This window comes from Phenylobacterium sp. (assembly GCF_035944335.1).
Taxonomy (GTDB): Bacteria; Pseudomonadota; Alphaproteobacteria; order Caulobacterales; family Caulobacteraceae; genus Phenylobacterium.
The window spans coordinates 1-14,486 of the sequence record NZ_DASZBG010000087.1; the positions used below are offsets into that span (position 1 = coordinate 1).

Annotated in this window: 18 protein-coding genes; 10 read left to right on the forward strand and 8 right to left on the reverse strand. The window is 70.2% G+C overall.

The features are described from left to right. A partial coding sequence (locus tag VGT80_RS14750) for an enoyl-ACP reductase (protein ID WP_327457079.1) occupies window positions 1-803 on the reverse strand: 803 nt, incomplete at its 3' end. Between the two features lie 117 nt (window positions 804-920). Between VGT80_RS14750 and VGT80_RS14755 the strand changes: the two genes are divergently transcribed. Beyond that, window positions 921-2,696, forward strand: a complete 1,776-nt coding sequence (locus tag VGT80_RS14755; RefSeq protein ID WP_327457081.1) for a chloride channel protein — start codon at window positions 921-923, stop codon at window positions 2,694-2,696. A 35-nt stretch (window positions 2,697-2,731) separates the two neighbouring features. Here the strand turns inward: VGT80_RS14755 and fabB are convergent, their stop codons facing one another. From fabB to VGT80_RS14770, 3 genes are all read right to left on the reverse strand, one after another. After that, a complete protein-coding gene (fabB, locus tag VGT80_RS14760; RefSeq protein WP_327457083.1) occupies window positions 2,732-3,940 on the reverse strand; it encodes a beta-ketoacyl-ACP synthase I in 1,209 nt (402 codons plus the stop codon). A gap of 3 nt (window positions 3,941-3,943) precedes the next feature. Then, window positions 3,944-4,465 (reverse strand): 3-hydroxyacyl-[acyl-carrier-protein] dehydratase FabA, encoded by a 522-nt coding sequence (gene fabA, locus VGT80_RS14765; protein ID WP_327457085.1) that lies wholly within the window; start codon window positions 4,463-4,465, stop codon window positions 3,944-3,946. Window positions 4,466-4,629: 164 nt separating this feature from the next. Then, window positions 4,630-5,139, reverse strand: coding sequence for an SH3 domain-containing protein (locus VGT80_RS14770; protein ID WP_414693913.1), 510 nt, complete (start codon window positions 5,137-5,139; stop codon window positions 4,630-4,632). Window positions 5,140-5,266: 127 nt separating this feature from the next. Here VGT80_RS14770 and VGT80_RS14775 point away from each other — a divergent pair, with 127 nt between their 5' ends. Then, window positions 5,267-6,253, forward strand: a complete 987-nt coding sequence (locus VGT80_RS14775; protein WP_327457089.1) for a D-glycerate dehydrogenase — start codon at window positions 5,267-5,269, stop codon at window positions 6,251-6,253. A 52-nt stretch (window positions 6,254-6,305) separates the two neighbouring features. On the opposite strand, the gene VGT80_RS14780 is transcribed toward VGT80_RS14775, so the two are convergent. From VGT80_RS14780 to VGT80_RS14790, 3 genes are read right to left on the reverse strand one after another with little or no spacing between them, the layout of a single operon-like run. Further along, on the reverse strand, window positions 6,306-6,959 hold the full coding sequence (locus tag VGT80_RS14780) for an O-methyltransferase (RefSeq protein WP_327457091.1): 654 nt from the start codon (window positions 6,957-6,959) through the stop codon (window positions 6,306-6,308). Beyond that, the gene (locus VGT80_RS14785) at window positions 6,956-7,387 is read right to left on the reverse strand and encodes a VOC family protein (protein WP_327457093.1); all 432 of its coding nucleotides are present in this window, start codon (window positions 7,385-7,387) and stop codon (window positions 6,956-6,958) included. The genes VGT80_RS14780 and VGT80_RS14785 overlap by 4 nt, the downstream gene beginning before the upstream one ends. Further along, complete coding sequence (locus VGT80_RS14790) at window positions 7,384-8,127, reverse strand: molybdopterin-synthase adenylyltransferase MoeB (protein WP_327457171.1); 744 nt, start codon at window positions 8,125-8,127, stop codon at window positions 7,384-7,386. The genes VGT80_RS14785 and VGT80_RS14790 overlap by 4 nt, the downstream gene beginning before the upstream one ends. A 73-nt stretch (window positions 8,128-8,200) precedes the next feature. Here VGT80_RS14790 and VGT80_RS14795 point away from each other — a divergent pair, with 73 nt between their 5' ends. Further along, window positions 8,201-9,034, forward strand: coding sequence for a DUF4440 domain-containing protein (locus VGT80_RS14795; protein ID WP_327457095.1), 834 nt, complete (start codon window positions 8,201-8,203; stop codon window positions 9,032-9,034). On the opposite strand, the gene VGT80_RS14800 is transcribed toward VGT80_RS14795, so the two are convergent. Continuing rightward, window positions 9,031-9,504: a DUF2244 domain-containing protein gene (locus tag VGT80_RS14800; protein ID WP_327457097.1), complete on the reverse strand. Its 474-nt coding sequence runs from the start codon at window positions 9,502-9,504 to the stop codon at window positions 9,031-9,033. The genes VGT80_RS14795 and VGT80_RS14800 overlap by 4 nt on opposite strands. A gap of 63 nt (window positions 9,505-9,567) precedes the next feature. On the opposite strand from VGT80_RS14800, the gene nth reads away from it, so the two are divergent. Genes nth through VGT80_RS14835 form a run of 7 tightly spaced genes read left to right on the forward strand, consistent with a single transcriptional unit; the run spans window position 9,568 to window position 14,384 of the window. After that, window positions 9,568-10,257: an endonuclease III gene (nth, locus tag VGT80_RS14805; RefSeq protein ID WP_327457099.1), complete on the forward strand. Its 690-nt coding sequence runs from the start codon at window positions 9,568-9,570 to the stop codon at window positions 10,255-10,257. Window positions 10,258-10,315: 58 nt separating this feature from the next. Further along, on the forward strand, window positions 10,316-11,305 hold the full coding sequence (locus VGT80_RS14810) for an adenosine kinase (RefSeq protein WP_327457101.1): 990 nt from the start codon (window positions 10,316-10,318) through the stop codon (window positions 11,303-11,305). 2 nt (window positions 11,306-11,307) lie between these two features. After that, window positions 11,308-11,898 carry an imidazoleglycerol-phosphate dehydratase HisB gene (gene hisB / locus VGT80_RS14815; protein WP_327457103.1) on the forward strand — a complete coding sequence of 197 codons (591 nt, stop codon included), beginning with the start codon at window positions 11,308-11,310 and terminating at the stop codon, window positions 11,896-11,898. Between the two features lie 10 nt (window positions 11,899-11,908). Then, the gene (hisH, locus tag VGT80_RS14820) at window positions 11,909-12,544 is read left to right on the forward strand and encodes an imidazole glycerol phosphate synthase subunit HisH (RefSeq protein ID WP_327457105.1); all 636 of its coding nucleotides are present in this window, start codon (window positions 11,909-11,911) and stop codon (window positions 12,542-12,544) included. After that, on the forward strand, window positions 12,541-13,263 hold the full coding sequence (gene hisA, locus VGT80_RS14825; protein WP_327457107.1) for a 1-(5-phosphoribosyl)-5-[(5-phosphoribosylamino)methylideneamino]imidazole-4-carboxamide isomerase: 723 nt from the start codon (window positions 12,541-12,543) through the stop codon (window positions 13,261-13,263). Before hisH ends, hisA begins: the two co-directional genes overlap by 4 nt. Before the next feature lie 3 nt (window positions 13,264-13,266). Beyond that, window positions 13,267-14,067 carry an imidazole glycerol phosphate synthase subunit HisF gene (gene hisF, locus VGT80_RS14830; RefSeq protein WP_327457109.1) on the forward strand — a complete coding sequence of 267 codons (801 nt, stop codon included), beginning with the start codon at window positions 13,267-13,269 and terminating at the stop codon, window positions 14,065-14,067. Continuing rightward, entirely contained in the window at window positions 14,064-14,384 is a 321-nt protein-coding gene (locus VGT80_RS14835; protein WP_327457111.1) for a phosphoribosyl-ATP diphosphatase, read from the forward strand. The genes hisF and VGT80_RS14835 overlap by 4 nt, the downstream gene beginning before the upstream one ends. Window positions 14,385-14,486 lie beyond the last annotated feature (102 nt).

Below are 14,486 nucleotides of genomic sequence, written 5' to 3' on the forward strand. Positions count from 1 at the left end.
TCGTCTTCGGTGAAGCCCATGATGTGGAAGCCGGCGTCCACGTGGATCACTTCGCCCGTGGTGGAGAGGCCGAGATCGGAGACCAGCCACAGGGCCGCGCCGGCGACGCCCTCCATGGAGGTGTCCGCCTGCATGGCCGAGAGCGAGCGGCCCTTGGCCAGCATCGAGCGGCCTCCGGAAATCCCCGCCAGCGACAGGGTCCGCATGGCGCCCGGCGACAGCGCATTCACCCGGATGCCCTTCGGCCCCAGGTCGCGGGCGGCATAGCGCACGGCGGCCTCCAGGGCGGCCTTGGCGACGCCCATGGTGTTGTAGTTCGGGATGGCGCGCTCGGAGCCCATGTAGGTCAGGGTGAGGATCGAGCCGCCGTTCGGCATCAGCGCCGCCGCGCGCCGCGCGCAGTCCACGAAGCTGAAGGCCGAGATGTTCATCGCCATCAGGAAGCCGTCGCGCGTGGTGTTCTCCACGAACGAGCCCTTCAGCTCATTGCGGTCGGCGAAGGCGATGGCGTGGACGAAGAAGTCGATGGCGCCGAAGGCCTCCTCGACGCCGGAGAACGCCGCGTCCATCGAGGCGTCGTCGGTGACGTCCACCGGCAGAACGGTCTTCACGCCGGCGCCCTCGGCCAAGGGACCGATGCGCCGCTCCATGCCGGGCAGGTGGAGGAAGGCCATCTCGGCGCCTTGGGCGGCCAGCTGCGAGGCGATGCCCCAGGCGATCGACTGGTGGTTCGCGATGCCGGTGACGACGCCGCGCTTGCCCTTCATCAGCTCGCCCTTGGGCATCTGGTAGTCCTCGGCCACGGGGCGTCTCCATCATATGGGTGGTTTGGCCGGGTTGTGGACGGGCGGCCCGGCTTAGGCAAGCCTTAGGCGACCCATAGGTCTGGGCGACGCCCGGTGGTATCCGAACGGGAACCCATGGCCGAGATTCCCTATCTCCTGCGCCCAAGACCCGCGCGATTGCTGGCCGGCATTCGTCGGCGGCTGCGGGTCAGCGAGCTGTGGCTGATCGTGCTGTCGGTCGGCGTGGGCGCGGCCGCCGGCGTGCTGGCCGTGCTCCAGGTCCGCATCGCCCACACCCTGCAGATGCTGCTCTACCACATCGACTTCGAGGAACACCTGAGCGCCTCGGCGCGCATCTCGCCCCTGCAGGCCATGTGGCTGCCGCTCGGCGGCGTCGCGCTGGCGATCGTCAGCTGGCTGGTCCGGCGGCGGCGCACCGCGCCCCTCGTCGACGTGGTCGAGGCCAACGCCCTGCACGGCGGCGTGCTGCCGCTCTCCGACAGCGCCATCGTCTGCGCCCAGACCCTGATCTCCAATGGGGTCGGCGGCTCGGTGGGCCTGGAGGCGGCCTACGCCCAGGCGGGCGGGGCGGCCGCGTCCTTCGTCGGCCGCCGGCTGAAGCTCCGCCGCCACGACATGCGGGTGCTGGTGGGCGCCGGCGCGGGCGCGGCCATCGGAGCCGCGTTCGGGGCGCCGCTGACCGGCGCCTTCTACGCCTTCGAGATCGTCATCGGCTCCTACACCCCCTCGGCCATCGCGCCGGTGGCCGCCGCCTGTCTGGCGAGCGTGGTCTCCTCCCAGGCCTTGGGGGGGATTCCCTATTCCATCGACCTGCACGCCGAGCGCGCGCCGGACGTGGTGGCCTATCTGCTCTACGGCGTCCTGGGCCTGATCTGCGCCCTGATCGGCGTGGCGATCATGCACCTGACCGCGCGCGTCGAGCAGGGCGCGCGGGCGCTGCCGGGTGCGGCCTTCACCCGGCCAATCCTCGGCGGCCTGCTGCTCGCCGCCTTCGCGCTGTGGACGCCGCAGACCATGTCGGCCGGCCACGGCGCCCTGCACCTCGACCTGGCGCTGGGCGGGGCGACGCTCACCTTCCTGGCGACCGTGTTCGTGCTGAAGACCCTGGCCTCGGTGACGGCGCTCGGCTTCGGCTGGCGCGGCGGCCTGTTCTTCGCCTCGCTGTTCCTGGGCACCCTGGTTGGCCAGATCTACGCCCGGCTGATCGCCTACATCCCGATCCCGACGGAGCTGTCGGCCCAGAACGCGGCGCTGGTCGGCATGGGGGCGCTGGCGGTGTCGGTGGTCGGCGGCCCGCTGACCATGAGCTTCCTGGTGCTGGAGGCGACGCGCGACTTCGGCGTGGCCGCCGCGACGCTGGCCGCGGCGCTGATCGCCTCGACCGTGGTGCGCGAGCGGTTCGGCTATTCCTTCTCCACCTGGCGGCTGCACCTGCGCGGCGAGACCATCCGCTCGGCCCGCGACATCGGCTGGATGCGCACCCTCACCGCCGGCCGCATGATGCGGCAGGACACCGGGACCTTTGCGGCCGGCGGCACGGTCGCCGAATTTCGCGCGCGCTATCCGCTGGGCTCGACGACGCGGGTGGTGCTGCTGGACGGCACCGGGCGCTATGTCGGCATCGTGCTGACGCCGGCCGCCTTCGCCGACGACATGGCGCCGGAAGCCCCCATCGCCGACCTCGCCGTCTGCCGCGACGCAACGCTCTCGCCCGACCAGGATATCGCCGCGGTGATGCGCGCCTTCGAGGTGGCGGAGGCCGACGATCTGGCGGTTGTCGACGAGGAGGGGCGGCTGCTGGGGCTGGTGGGCGAGGCCTATGTCACCCGCCGCTACGCCACCGAGCTGGAACGCCAGCACCTCGACCTCTACGGCGAGGCCAGGATCTAGGAGCCCCTTGCCTCCCCTTCATGGGGAGGGAAAACCTACACCCGGCTCATCACGAGGCAGCCGTTCGTGCCTCCAAAACCAAACGAATTGGACATCGCCGTTTCGATCTGGCGGTCGGCGCGCTCGCGCAGGATCGGCAGGTCGGCGAAGGCCGGGTCGAGGGTGTCGATGTGGGCGCTCTCGGCGACGAAGCCATTGTTCAGCATCAGCAGGCAGTAGATCGCCTCCTGCGCGCCCGCCGCCCCCAGGCTGTGGCCGGTCAGGGACTTGGTCGACGAGATCATCGGCGGCGCCGGGCCGAACACCGCGCGCACCGCCTCCATCTCCTTGGTGTCGCCCACCGGCGTCGAGGTGCCGTGGGTGTTGAGATAGTCGATCTTGCGGCCATCGGCGGGCATGGCGAGCTTCATGCAGCGCGTCGCGCCCTCGCCGGACGGCGCCACCATGTCGAAGCCGTCGGAATTGGCCGCATAGCCCACGATCTCGCCATAGATCTTCGCGCCGCGCGCCTTGGCGTGCTCGTACTCTTCCAGCACGACGATCCCGGCCCCGCCGGCGATGACGAAGCCGTCGCGGTCGACGTCATAGGCCCGCGACGCGACCGCCGGCCGGTCGTTGAAGTTGCTCGACATGGCGCCCATGGCGTCGAACAGCACCGAGAGCGTCCAGTCGAGCTCCTCCGTGCCGCCGGCGAACACCACGTCCTGCTTGCCCATGGCGATCTGCTCGTAGCCGACCCCGATGCAGTGGGTGGAGGTGGCGCAGGCCGAGGAGATCGAGAAGTTGAGCCCGCGGATCTTGAACCAGGTGGCGAGCGTCGCCGAGGGGCCCGAACTCATCGCCTTGGGCACCGCGAAGGGGCCGACGCGCTTGGGCCCCTTGGTGCGGGCGGTCTCGGCGGCCTCGACGATGGTACGGGTCGAGGCGCCGCCCGATCCGACGATCAGGCCGGTCCGCTCGTTCGAGACCTCGGCCTCATCCAGGCCGGAATCCGCGATCGCCTGCTCCATCGCGATATGCGCAAAGCCGGTGCCTTGCGCCAGGAAGCGCAGGGCGCGGCGGTCGATCATCGACTCCCAGTCGATCTGCGGCGCGGCATGCACCTGGCTGCGGAAGCCCAGCTCGGCATATTCCGGCGCGGCGACGATCCCGGATTTCGCCTCCCGCAACGATGCCAGGACCTCATTGGCGTTGTTGCCGATGGAGGAGACGACCCCGATCCCGGACACCACCACGCGGCGCATGTCTTAGCTCTCCACCACGCTCTTGAGGCCGACGCGCAGGTCCTCGGCCCAATAGAAAGGCTCGCCGTCGGCCTCCAACACGCCGTCGCCGATGCCCAGCACAAGGCGCCTATTGATAACCCGCTTCATGTCGATCTTGTAGGTGACCTTTTTCTTGTCGGGCGTCACCTCGCCGGCAAACTTCACCGATCCGCAGCCGAGCGCGCGGCCGCGGCCCTTGCCGCCGATCCAGCCCAGGTAGAAGCCGACCAGCTGCCAGAGCGCATCGAGGCCGAGGCTGCCGGGCATCACCGGGTCCTTCAGGAAATGGCAGGCGAAGAACCAGAGGTCCGGATTGATATCGAACTCGGCCTCGATATAGCCGAGCCCGTGCTTGCCGCCGGTGTCGTCGATATGGGTGATGCGGTCGAACAGCAGCATCGGCGGGGCCGGCAACTGGGCGTTGCCCTCGCCGAACATCTCGCCGCGCGCGCAGATCATCAGCTCTTCGAAGCTGTACTGGTTCTTGGCCTTGATCGGGCTCATCTCGATTCCGTCCCTTGAGGGCGCCGAGCAAAAGTGGTCCCACTTTTGCGCTCGCGGCGCTCTCAAAAACCTCAACCTAAGAGCCCGATTCAGCCGTCAGGCGATTGCCTGATGGCATCGGGCTCTTGAGGGCGTGAGCCCCTACCACGAGGCGGACTTTGGCCTCAACGACATTGCGGCGCTTGAGCCGTGCCCCAGAGGTCGCCCTCGTGGGCCCAGCCCGACACGCCATCGACGCGGACCCGGCACCAGCCCTTCTCGCACTTGTCCAACGTCGCCAGGGCTCGCGGGTTCAGGAAGGCCGCCGCGCGGGCGTCCGGGCGCGGCCGCCTCAGCAGGGTGACCCGCTCCTCCTTGGTGTTCATCACGGTGCGGCGGCCGTCGGTCGTGCGCTTGTGCACCCAGACCAGGCTGCCCTCGGGATCGCAGACCCGGCGCCACTCCGACGTCTCGGCCACCACCTGCACCGGCAGGCCCTTGACCTTGTACACCCACAACAGCCGGTGATCGTCGCCGGGGCCGGCGCGGGCGTTCACCCGGTCGAACTTCAGCGAGACATAGCGCGGCACGGGCAATCCGGACGGCGTCTGGCGCTCGGCCGCGCCCGATGCATCCACGAGCAGCAACAGCGCCAGACCTGCGCCTGCAAACCATGCGAGCCGCTTCAATGCCATCGTGCGTCGTCGAGCCTCGCCTTGGCCGTCCCTTACCCCTTTGCTAGAGGTGGTCGGCTACAGCCTCAAGCGCCGATCCGGCGCTCGAGCCACACGTCCTGTCCCCAAAGGCCTCTCCCGTCGCGAAATGGCAGCCCGCAAGCCGAAAGTCATCGTCACGCGCAAGCTCCCCGACCCGGTGGAGACCCGGATGCGCGAGCTGTTCGATGCGGAGCTGAACCTCCGCGACGGGCCGATGACCCGCGCCGAGCTGGAAGACGCGGTGGGCCGCGCCGACGTCCTGGCGCCCACCATCACCGACAAGATCGACGCCGCCCTGATCGCCAAGGCGGGCGAGCGGCTGAAGCTGATCGCCAACTTCGGGGCGGGCGTGGACCACATCGACGTGGCCGCCGCCAATGCCCGCGGCATCGCGGTCACCAACACCCCTGGCGTGCTCACCGAGGACACCGCCGACCTGACCATGGCCCTGATCATGGCCGTGGCGCGCCGGATCGTGGAGGGGGTGAAGGCGGTCGAAAGCGGCGAGTTCGTCGGCTGGACGCCCACCTGGATGATGGGCCGGCGCGTCACCGGCAAGCGGCTGGGGATTATCGGCATGGGCCGCATCGGCCAGGCGGTGGCCCGCCGGGCGCGGGCCTTTGGCCTGCAGATCCACTACCACAACCGCAAGCCCGTCTCCTCGCGCATCGCCGAGGAGCTGGAGGCGACCTACTGGGAAAGCCTCGACCAGATGCTGGCGCGGGCGGACATCATCACCGTCCACTCGCCCCATACGCCGGCCACCTATCACCTGCTCTCGGCGCGCCGGCTCAAGCTGCTGCAGCCGCACGCCATCCTGATCAACACCGCCCGCGGCGAGATCATCGACGAACAGGCCCTGGCCGATCTGCTGGAAAAGGGCGCCATCGCCGGCGCCGGCCTCGACGTTTTCGAGTTCGAGCCGGCCATCAACCCCAAGCTCCTGAAGCTGCCCAACGCCGTCATCCTGCCCCACATGGGCTCGGCCACCATCGAGGGCCGCATCGACATGGGCGAGAAGGTGATCATCAACATCCGCACCTGGATGGACGGCCACAAGCCCCCGGACCGCGTGCTGCCGCAGATGCTCTAGGCCCGCGTCGGGTCGGGAGCGCGGAGCGCGACGACCGCGGGCCAGGCAAAAATCATTCCACCACCCGAACCAGGCAAAATCCGTCCCAGCCCTTGGAGCCCACCGTCTGCACCGCCGTGGCGGTCACCCGCGGCTCGGCGGCGATCAGGGCGTTCATGCGCCGGATGCCCTCGACGTTGGGATCGCCGTCAGCCTTCAGCACCGCGCCGGCGCGGACCACATTGTCGACCACGATCACCGTGCCCGGCCGGCTGAGCGCCAGCGCGCCGGTGAAATAGTCCGGGTTCGAGGCCTTGTCGGCGTCGATGAACACGAAATCGAATGGCCCGGTGAGGCCCGGGAGGAGGTCGACGCCACGCCCGACCCTGACCTCGACGCGATCGGCCAGCCCGGCGCGTTCGATGTTCCGCCGCGCCACCTCGGCGTGCTTGGGGTCGTATTCGAGCGTGACCAGCTCGCCGTCCGGCGGCAGAGCGCGGGCCAGCCAGATGGTCGAATAGCCGCCGAGCGTGCCGATCTCGAGGATCCGCCGGGCGCCGACCATCTGCGCCAGGATCATCAGCAGCTTGCCCTGGTTGGGCGCCACATTGATCGCCGGCAATCCGGCCGCGCGGCTGTCGGCCAGGGCCTGGTCCAGCACCTCGTCGCGGTCCAGCAGGGCCTCGACGAGGTATTCATCGACCCGGGTGAAGTCGTCCTGGTTCACGCGAGGTCTCCTGTGAGCGGGCGTTCGCCGAGGTCTTCGAAGAACCTCAGCAGATAACCGTCCGGGTCGGCGACCACGAACTGCCGGTTGCCAAGCTCGACGTGGCCGGCGCGATACCATCGGGTCTCCAGCGGGATCAGCGGCAGGCGTCCGGCGGCGGCCAGGCTGGCCAGCAGCCCCGGCGCGTCCGCGACCCGAATCTGCAGGTTCATGCCCCGCCCGAACGGCGGCTCCAGGGCCGCAGTGCGAAACCGGCGGCCCGGACCCTGCGCCGTCTCCAGCATCAGCTCCGCGCCGTCGCGCTCCAGGTAGGCGAAGCCCTCCTCCGGCCGCTGATGGGCGATGCGAAACCCCAAAACCTCCACGTAGAAGGCGAGGGAGCGGTCGAGGTCGCGGACATCCAGCTCGGGAACCAAGGGGGCGGTCACCGGGACCCTCCGCAGACGGGGCATTCCGGGTCGGCGCCCACCCGCACGGTGCGGCTCTCGGCGGAAAGCGCGTCGTAGATCATCAGCCGGCCGGTCAGCGGCTCGCCGGCCCCGGTCAGGAGCTTGATCGCCTCCAGGGCCATCATCGAGCCGATCACCCCGGCCAGCGCCCCCACCACGCCCACCGCCGAACAGGTCTCGGCCTCCGGCGGAACCTCCGGCACCAGGCAGCGATAGCAGGGCCGCCCGGAGAACACCCCCACCTGGCCCGTCCAGCGGCCGATGGCGCCGGTCACCAGCGGCTTGCCGTGGCGAACGCACGCGTCGTTGACGCAGAAGCGGGTGGCGAAATCGTCGGTGCCGTCCAGCACCAGGGCCACGTCGCTGATCAGCTCGTCGGCGGTCGTCTCGTCGAAGGCGCCATGGAAGCCGGCCACGAAGATGTGCGGATTGAGCGCCGCCAGCCGGTCGGCCGCCGCCTCGGGCTTGGGCCGGCCCACATCGTCCTCGGTGTAGATCACCTGCCGCTGCAGGTTGGAGACCTCGACCTGGTCGGGGTCGGCCAGGATCACCGTGCCGACGCCCGCCGCCGCCAGATAGAGCGCCGCCGGCGCCCCCAGCCCGCCGGCGCCGACGATCAGCACGCTGCCGGCCTTCAGCTTCTGCTGGCCCGGTCCGCCCACCTCGCGCAGCACGAGGTGGCGGGCGTAGCGCTCGATCTCCTCGTCGGTGAACACCATCCGGCTTGACCTGTCCTCCAGCCGCGGGAACATCGGCGGCATGTCCATAGCCGCCCCCGCTCGCCATTTCATCTTGGCCCTTAGTGTCGCCGGCGCAACCGCCCTCGCCCACCCGGCCGCCGCGGCCAACGATCCGGCGCCCGTGGTCGCCGCCGAGCGCGCCTTCGCCGCCGACGGCCTGGCGCTCGGGATCAAGGACAGCTTCCTGAAGCATTCGGCGGCCACCGCCATCGTGCTCGATCCGGAGCCGCAGCTCGCCCAGGCGGTCTATGGCGCCGCGCCGGCCAGCAAGACCCGGCTGGCCTGGTGGCCGCTCTGGGCCGGTGTCGCGGCGTCCGGCGACCTCGGTTTCACCACCGGCCCCTACACCGTCAACGACAAGCCCGGCGCCTGGTACTTCACCGTCTGGGCGAAACAGCCGGACGGCGGCTGGAAGTGGCTGTTCGACGGCGGGGCGCCCAGCGACACGGCCGGCGCCGCGGGCCAGGGCTCGGCCGTCGCCTACGCCCGGCCCTCGGCCCGCCGGGCCGGATCGCCCGCCAAGGCGATGGCGCAGGTGAGCCGCGCCGAGACGAGCCTGGCGCTGGCCGCCCGGTCCGACGCCAAGGGGGCTTACCTCGCCGCCATCGCCGAGGACGGCCGCATCGTCGGCTCCAAGGCGAGGCCCCCGGCCAGCCGCGCGGAGACCGAGATCGAACTCGCCACCCGTCCGCAGGCGATCGCCTTCTCGCCGCTTGGCGGCGAGGCCTCGAACGCCGGCGATCTCGCCTGGACCTACGGCATGGCCCAGTGGACCGCGGACGGGCGCGCGCACAAGGGCCACTATGTCCGTATCTGGCGCAACGACGCGCGGGGCTGGCGCCTGCTGTTCGACGAGTTGCTGCCGAGCCCCGAACCGAAGAGCTAGCCTCGCTCGCGCTTGGCCTGCCAGATCGCGCGCTCCAGGGCGGTGGCGAACTCCGCCCGTTCGCGCGGGCTGAGCGCCACGGCCACGGCGACCTCCTTGCCGGAGAGCGCCAGCTTCAGGCCGACGGTGCGGCCGTCGTCGCGCTCCACCTGAACGCGGGTGAAGGCGGTCGGGCTCTCCCACAGCACGCGCGAGGCCTTGGACGTCTCCTGCACGACGCGCACGTCGCGGGAGGTCACCCGCACCCGCTCTACCCGCTGGGCCGCGTGGAAGCTCACCAGGAAGGCGACGATCACCGCCAGCAGGTCCGCGCCCAGGAAGATCGGCACGAAGGTCGCGCCCATGGCCACGAACACCGCCGCGCTGGCGCAATTGGCCGCCGTCACCACGGCGATCAGCACGATGAACCCCCGCTCCGACAGCGAGCGGTTCGGCCGGATCTCGGCGTCCATGTAGATGGGATCGCTCATCGCGGGCGGAGGATAGGCCCAGCGGCGCTTCCGCTCCACTCCAACCTTGGGCTAGGACGCGTCATGGCCAAGCCCGCCAAACGCAAGCCGCCCCGCCGCAAGCCCCTGGCGCCCGCCGAACAGGCGCGCATCGCGGAAATCTTCGCGCGCTTCGAGGCGGCCGAAAGCGATCCGCGCACCGAGCTCAACTACCAGAGCCCCTTCACCCTGGTGGTGGCCGTGGCGCTCTCGGCCCAGGCGACCGACGTCTCGGTGAACAAGGCGACCGCCAGGTTGTTCGAGGTCGCCGACACGCCGCAAGAGATGCTGGCGTTGGGTGAAGCCGGCCTGAAGCCGTTCATCGCCTCCATCGGCCTCTACAACACCAAGGCGAAGAACGTCATCGCGCTGTCCCGTATCCTCATCGAGCAGTACGCCGGCGAGGTCCCGCTGGAGCGAGACAAGCTGCAGGCCCTGCCTGGCGTCGGGCGCAAGACGGCCTCGGTGGTGCTGAACGAACTTCGTATCGAGCCGGCCATCGCCGTCGACACCCACGTGTTCCGCGTGGCCCATCGCCTCGGCCTCTCCGGCGGCAAGACCCCCGACCAGGTCGAGGCCGACCTGATGGCCATCGTCCCCGACCCCCTGAAGACCCGCGCCCACCACTGGCTGATCCTGCATGGCCGCTACACCTGCGTCGCGCGGCGGCCGAAGTGCGAGGACTGCCCGGTCGCCGACCTCTGCCCGAGCCGGCATCTGTTCGTGGGGCGCTGACAAACCCGCGCAATCCCGCTAAGCCCCGCCCCGTCCTCCCCTCCGAGAAAGCCCTGCAATGCCCGAGCTCTATGACGTGGCCGCGATCGGCAACGCCATCGTCGATGTGATCGCCCCGGCGACCGACGACTTCCTCTCCGGCCAGGGCCTGACCAAGGGCGCCATGATGCTGGTCGACGCCGAGCAGAGCGCGGCGCTCTATTCGAAGATGGCGGCCGGCGTCGAGACCTCCGGCGGCTCGGCGGCCAACACCGTCGCGGGCCTGGCGAGCTTCGGCGGCAAGGGCGCCTTCCTGGGCAAGGTCGCCAACGACCAGCTGGGCGCGGTCTTCGCCCACGACATGCGCGCCATCGGCGCCCACTTCGACAATCCGCCGCTGGACGGCGGGCCCTCGACAGCCGTCTCGATGATCAATGTCACCCCCGATGGCCAGCGGACCATGTGCACCTATCTGGGCGCCTCGGTGATGTTCACCGACTACGACGTCGATCCCGACGTGGTGGAAGGGGCGAAGATCGCCTACCTCGAGGGCTATCTGTTCGACGCCGAGGCCGCCCGGCGCGCCTTCGCCAAGACCGCGGCCCTGGCCCACGGCGCGGACCGGATGATCGCGCTGACGCTCTCCGACGGCTTCGTGGTGGAGCGCCATCGCGCCGGCCTGCTGGGCTTCATCGAGAGCCAGGTGGACCTGCTGTTCGCCAATGAGACCGAGGTCGCCGCGCTGTTCGAGACCGACGACTTCGACGACGCGATCGAGGCGCTTCGCCAGCGCGTGACGCTCGCCGCTGTCACCCGCGGGGCCCAGGGCTCGGTGATCCTGACGCGGGGCGAGCGCCTGACCGTCGCCGCCGAGCCCGTGGAAAAAGTCGTGGACACGACCGGCGCGGGCGACCAATACGCGGCCGGGTTCATGTTCGGCCTGGCGCGGGGGCGGCCGCTGCAGCAATGCGGCAAGCTCGGATCGCTGGCGGCGGCCGAGGTGATCTCGCACTACGGACCGCGGCCGCAGGTTTCGCTAAAGGACCTGGCGGCTTCGAAAGGGTACTGACGATGTCCCGCACGGCGGAGGTCGCCCGCGACACCAAGGAGACGAAGATCCGCGTGGTCGTGGATCTCGACGGGACCGGCGTGTCCGAGATCTCCACGGGCATCGGCTTCTACGACCACATGCTGGAGAGCTTCGCCCGGCACGGCGGCATCGACCTGAAGGTCGAGACCAAGGGCGATCTGCACATCGACATGCACCACACCGTCGAGGACACCGGCATCGTGCTTGGCCAGGCGGTGAAACAGGCGCTGGACGGCTTCAAGTCCATCCGCCGCTTCGGCCACGCCTACATCCCGATGGACGAGACGCTCACCCGCTGCGCGCTCGACCTGTCGAACCGGCCCTATCTGATCTGGAAGGTCGACTTCAAGACGCCGAAGGTCGGCGACATGGACACCGAGTTGTTCAAGGAGTTCCACCACGCCTTCGCCATGAACGCCGGCGCCTGCGTGCACCTGGAGACCCTCTACGGCGGCAATTCGCACCACATCGCCGAGAGCGGCTTCAAGGCGCTGGCGCGGGCGCTGCGCCAGGCGGTCGAGCTCGACCCCAAGACCCACGGCCACGCGCCCTCCACCAAGGGCGTCCTCTAGGATCACATCCATGCAGAGGGTCGCCCTGATCGACTACGGGTCGGGCAACTTGCGCTCGGCTGAGAAGGCCCTGGTCCGGGTGGCGCAGGGCCAGGCGGAGATCGTCGTCACCGACGATCCCGAGGCGATCGCGCGCGCCGATCGCGTGGTGCTGCCGGGCGTCGGCGCGTTTGCGGCCTGCATGTCGGCGCTGGAGGCGCGGCGCGGGGTCATCGCGGCCATCACCGAGGCGGTCCAGGGCCGGGGCGCGCCGTTCCTGGGGATCTGCGTCGGGATGCAGCTCCTGGCCACTCGCGGCCTGGAGTTCGGCGAAACCACCGGCCTCGACTGGATCGGCGGCGACGTGAAAAAGCTCGCGCCCGCCGATCCCGCCATCAAGGTCCCGCACATGGGCTGGAACACGCTCGTGGGCGTCACCGACCATCCGCTGTTCGCGCCCCTGCAGAGCGGCGAGGCGGTCTATTTCACCCACTCCTTCGCCATCTTCCCTGAGGACTCCGCCGACGTGAGCGCCTATGTCGAGCACGGCGGCCGCTTCCCCGCGGCGGTTGCGCGCGGCAATGTCGCCGGGGTTCAGTTCCACCCCGAAAAGTCGCAGAAGCCTGGCCTCGCGCTGCTGCAGCGCTTCCTGGAGTGGCGCCCTTGATCCTCTACCCGGCCATCGACCTGAAGGACGGCCAGTGCGTCCGCGTGGTGCGCGGCGACCTGGGCCAGGCGACGGTGTTCAACGCCAGCCCCGCCGACCAGGCGCGCGCCTGGGTGGCCGGCGGCTTCCACTGGCTGCACGTGGTCGACCTGAACGGCGCGGTGCAGGGCGCGGCGGTCAACGCCGCGGCGGTGGAGGCCATCCTGCAGTCCGTCTCGCTGCCAGTGCAGCTGGGGGGCGGCATCCGCACGCTCGCCGACATCGAGCGCTGGATCGAGGCGGGCGTCTCCCGGGTGATCCTCGGCACCGTCGCGGTGCGCGAACCGCAGGTGGTGCGCGACGCCGCCAAGGCCTTTCCCGAACAGATCGCCGTCAGCGTCGACGTGCGGGCCGGCAAGGTCGCGGTGCAGGGCTGGACGGAGGACAGCGACCTGGACGCGATCACCGTGGCCAAACGATTCGAGGACGTGGGCGTCAGCGCGCTGATCATCACCGACATCGACCGCGACGGCACGACGCTCGGCTTCGACGTCGAGGCGTTCGGGGCTATCGCCGACGCCGTGACCATTCCCGTGATCGCCGCCGGCGGCCTGGCCTCGGTGGACGACATCGTCCGGCTGAAGGCCCGCCCCGGCACGCCGATCGCCGGCGCCGTCCTGGGCCGCGCGCTCTACAACGGGGCCATCGTTCCGGCCGAGGCCCTCAAGGTGGCGGCCTAGGGTATGCTTTCCGTCCGCGTCATACCTTGCCTGGACGTGAAGGGCGGGCGCGTGGTCAAGGGCGTGCAGTTTGTCTCCCTGCGCGACGCCGGCGACCCGGTCGAACAGGCGCGGGCCTATGACGCGGCCGGCGCCGACGAGCTGATGTTCCTCGACATCACCGCCAGCCACGAGAACCGCGGGACCATCCTCGAGGTGGTGGCCCGCACCGCCGATGTCTGCTTCATGCCGCTCTCGGTGGGCGGCGGCATCCGTTCGGTGGAGGACGCCAGGCGCCTGCTGCTGGCCGGCGCCGACAAGATCTCCGTCAATACCGCCGCGGTCGAGAACCGCGACCTGATCAGCGCCTGCGCCGACGCCTTCGGCAGCCAGGCGACGGTGGTCGCCATCGACGCCAAGCGCGTCGCCCCAAGAGACCAGGGCGGGGGCTGGCGGGTCTTCACCTACGGGGGGCGCACCGACACCGGCCTCAACGCCGTCGACTACGCCGTCGACGCCGTGGCGCACGGGGCGGGCGAGATCCTGCTCACCTCCATGGACCGTGACGGCGCCAAGACCGGCTACGACCTCGAGCTCCTGAAACAGATCACCTCGGCCGTGACCGTGCCGGTGATCGCCTCCGGCGGCGCCGGCAAGGCCCAGCACATGGTCGATGCGGTACAGCAGGGCGGCGCGGACGCGGTGCTCGCGGCCTCGATCTTCCACTTCGGCGAGGTCTCGATCGCCGAGGTCAAGGCCGCCATGGCCGCGCAGGGCGTCCCCGTGCGCCGGACGGATGGCCAAGAAGGGGGGATCGCCGCATGAGCCGCTTCGCCGAGGTCCTCGAGCGCCTCGCCGCCACCATCGCATCGCGCAGGGGCGCCGAGGCCAAGGCGTCCTACACCGCCCAGCTGCTGGCCGATCCCGCCCGCGCGGCCAAGAAGCTCGGCGAGGAGGCCGTCGAGACGGTCATCGCCGCCCTCGGCTCGGACAAGGACGCGCTCGCCGCCGAAAGCGCCGACCTGATCTACCACTGGCTGGTGGTCCTCGCCGCCGCCGGCGTCAGCCTCGACGACGTCGCCGCCAGGCTGGAGGCCCGCGAAGGAACCTCCGGTCTCGACGAGAAGGCGGGGCGCAAATAACAGCCGTCATCCTCCGGGCGCGCGCCAGCGCGGTCCGGGGGACCCAAGCCGCCTGGGTCAGATCTGCAAATTCAGCTTGGGTCCCCCGCATCTCCCTTCGGT